Origin of the sequence: Citrobacter sp. wls757 (assembly GCF_005280935.1) — a bacterium.
Classification (GTDB): Bacteria; Pseudomonadota; Gammaproteobacteria; order Enterobacterales; family Enterobacteriaceae; genus Citrobacter; species Citrobacter portucalensis.
The window spans coordinates 123,958-127,319 of sequence record NZ_SZWU01000015.1 but is presented as its reverse complement, the minus strand read 5'-3'; the positions used below and the strand labels follow the sequence as shown (position 1 = coordinate 127,319).

Here is a 3,362-nt window from a genome sequence, read left to right as displayed (position 1 = left end):
CGTGGCTTACCACGGGCGAGCTGGTGGAAAAAACGGTTATCTCATTTCGCCAAAAAGACGTGGCATATATGGCATGGCGCAATAACCGCGATGGGCTGGCACAGCGCTGGTGGCGGGAAACGCTGCTGGCAAGCCCGGAGATTGCGCGCTTATATCAATGACCTATCCATACCGAGGCGGAAATCGCCGGCAACGTCAGGATATCGTCGGCAAGCATGCCGTTGCCCTCTTTGTGCTGCCATTGACTTACGCTCAGTAATGGCGAGGCTGGCAGGACCACTTCACAAGCGTGGCCACGGTTAATCGCTACCAGGACGCGCTGTCGGTTTAGCACGCGAACAAACACTACCACGTTATCCTCGGCGTAAATCACCTGGCAACCACCGTGGCGCAGCGCCTGATTCTGGTGGCGTAATTTTGCCAACCGCTGATACAACGCCAGCAGAGTAGCGTCCTGTTTTTCAGGCTGCCACGGGAACGGTTTGCGACAAAACGGATCGTTGTTCCCGTCCAGCCCCACTTCGTCACCGTAGTAAATACAGGGCACGCCAGGCCAGGTAAACAGCCACACCACCGCTAGCGGTAACCGTGCGACGTCTTTACCGAGCAGAGATTTAAAGCGGGCGGTATCGTGGCTGTCGAGCTGATTAAACATCCGCAGCTGTTGCTGATGCGACAACCCCGCGCGGTAGTTATCCATCCACGCCATACAGGTCTGGGCATCAATGGATTGCGGGTCGTATGAGATATCGGTATTGGCGAGGAATCCCCAGAGGGGTAAAGTAAAGCCGCGATAGTTCATGGCGGCATCTTCTGCATCAGCCTGCAACCACTGGCGCGCATCGCCAAAATGCTCACCCACCACATACGCCTCTGGCTGGGTTTCTTTTGCCGCCTGCGTAATTCCGGCCACATGTTGTAGGTTGTTACGTGCGCCTCCGGCCTCTCCCAGCATGTGCACCACATCAAGACGCCAGCCGTCCATACTCCACGGCACTTTCAGCCAGTGGCGGACGATACTGTCTTCACCACGATAAATTTCATTCACCAGGCTTTCCGAGGAAAAATCCAGCTTAGGTAAGCTGGAATATCCCAGCCAGTCGAGCGCAACGCCGTCGGCTGAGAAATGATACCAGTCGCGCCAGGGGGATTCTGGATTATGGCACGCCCCGTCCGTCCCACGATTATGTCGGTCAAACCAGGCGTGCGAATCGCCGCTATGGTTAAAGACGCCGTCGAGAATCAGACGCATGCCCTGCTGTTGGGTGTTGTGCCGCAGACGCAGTAGCGCCCTGTCGCCGCCAAATTGCGGATCAACATGACGGTAATCTTCGGTATCGTATTTATGCACGCTCGGGGCGGTAAATACAGGATTCAGGTACAGCGCCGTGACCCCTAACGTTTTCAGGTACGGTAGCTTTTCGCTGATGCCGTCCAAATCCCCGCCATAAAACGTGGAGCCACCGGCCTGAGCCGTAAGCGGTTCGTCCCATTCGTGCCGCACGATGTCGTGTCCGGCGGCGTGGTGGTAATAGACGTTATCCTGGCCCGCTTCACGCGACTGGCTGCGGGCAAAACGGTCCGGGAAAATTTGATAGAAAATCTGATCGGCAACCCACTGCGGACCATTATCCGGCACATCGACGGCAAACTGCTCCAGACGCGCAGGCGGAAAACGGCGGAATCCCTGTGGGGTGAACCACAGCTGACGATCGAGCCAAAGTAATTTAAAGCTATAGCGTCGACGAGGCTGCCCGCTGGAGAGATCGATCGCCGCTCGCCACGCGGTCACACCCGGCTGCGGCTGGCTGCGCTGCTTGTGCATAGCCAGCGAAATCTCTTCGTTATCGTTTTCTGCGCGTAGCGTCACCCGCTGGGGTGGATTTTCCCCCGCCAGCCATAATGTAATCGTCAGTTGATCTTTGTTTTGCTTAACAAATGGGGCAACCGGAAGGTGCCAGGCGTTCAACATCACGTATCCCCTTTGATGATAATGACGTCACCTTGCCATAGCGAAGTGCAGGATCACTCATCATCTTAACGTTTATTGGGGGAGGAGTTCGGGGGAGGAGAAAATTGCCGGGTAACGCAAAGCTACCCGGCAAAAATATTACTGTGCTTCAGCCAGTTGGCGCTCGCGACGGCGCTTGAATCCCCATCCGACCAGCAGCAGGACAATCCACGCAAAGCCGACGTACAGCGAAATGCGGGTATCCGGATGATAGCCGATGAGCGCGATGATAAAGACCAGGAAAATCAGGCCAACAACGGTCGTCGTTACCCCACCCGGAACTTTAAATTTCAGCGCTTTGACCTCATCCGGCGGCAGACGACGACGGAAAGCAATCTGCGACAACAGGATCATAATCCACACCCATACCGTGGCGAAGGTCGCCAAAGAGGCGATCACCAGGAAGACGTTTTCCGGCATGATGTAGTTAAGATACACCGCAAACAGCAGCGCGATAGTCATCACCATTACCGTCACCCACGGCACGCCACGACGCGACGTCTTGGCGAACATTTTCGGGGCACTGCCCTGCTCCGCCATGCCGTGTAGCATACGCCCCACACCGAAGACGTCAGAGTTAATAGCCGACAGCGACGCAGTCAGAACCACAAAGTTGAGGATCCCGGCAGCAAAAGTAATGCCCATATGCTGGAACGTCATAACGAACGGGCTACCGTCGGTACCCACCTGGTTCCACGGGTAGATAGACATAATGACGAACAGCGTCCCCACATAAAATACCAGGATACGCATTGGTACGGAGTTGATGGCGCGCGGAATAGATTTTTCCGGGTCTTTGGCTTCGCCTGCGGTAATCCCGATAATCTCAATCCCGCCATAGGCAAACATCACCATTTGCAGCGACATCACCATGCCGAGCCAGCCGTTGCTGAAGAAGCCACCGTTGCTCCATAAGTTATGGATACCGGTTGGTTGCCCGCCGTTGCCAATCCCCCAAATGATGATACCGAAACCGGCGACAATCATGATGATAATGGTGGCGACTTTGAAGAACGAGAACCAGAACTCCAGCTCACCAAACACCTTCACGCTCATCAGGTTGATGGCGCAGATAATCAGCACCACGCTGAGTACCCAAATCCAGTGCGGTACCGCCGGGAACCAGACGCCCATGTATATGCCGAAGGCTGTCACGTCGGCAATGGCGACAATCAGGATTTCAAAACAGTAGGTCCAGCCGGTAATGTAGCCTGCCAGCGGTCCGAGGTTTTCCTGCGCGTAGCGCGAGAAGGAGCTGGCTGCCGGGTTATGAACAGACATTTCGCCCAGCGCACGCATAATAATGTACGCCGCGACACCGCCGATAATATAGGCCAGCAATACGCTTGGC

Annotated in this window: 2 protein-coding genes and 1 pseudogene; 1 reads left to right on the top strand and 2 read right to left on the bottom strand. The window is 55.5% G+C overall.

Translation table 11 applies throughout. The features are described from left to right. Window positions 1–161 (top strand): annotated as a pseudogene (locus tag FDW94_RS23760) (LysR family transcriptional regulator); the annotation flags it as partial. Here FDW94_RS23760 and malZ read toward each other — a convergent pair. Continuing rightward, window positions 155–1,972: a maltodextrin glucosidase gene (gene malZ, locus FDW94_RS02405; RefSeq protein ID WP_137377083.1), complete on the bottom strand. Its 1,818-nt coding sequence runs from the start codon at window positions 1,970–1,972 to the stop codon at window positions 155–157. The pseudogene FDW94_RS23760 and the gene malZ overlap by 7 nt on opposite strands. A gap of 138 nt (window positions 1,973–2,110) precedes the next feature. Further along, on the bottom strand, window positions 2,111–3,362 hold a 1,252-nt coding region (gene proY / locus FDW94_RS02400; RefSeq protein ID WP_249358253.1), incomplete at its 5' end, for a proline-specific permease ProY.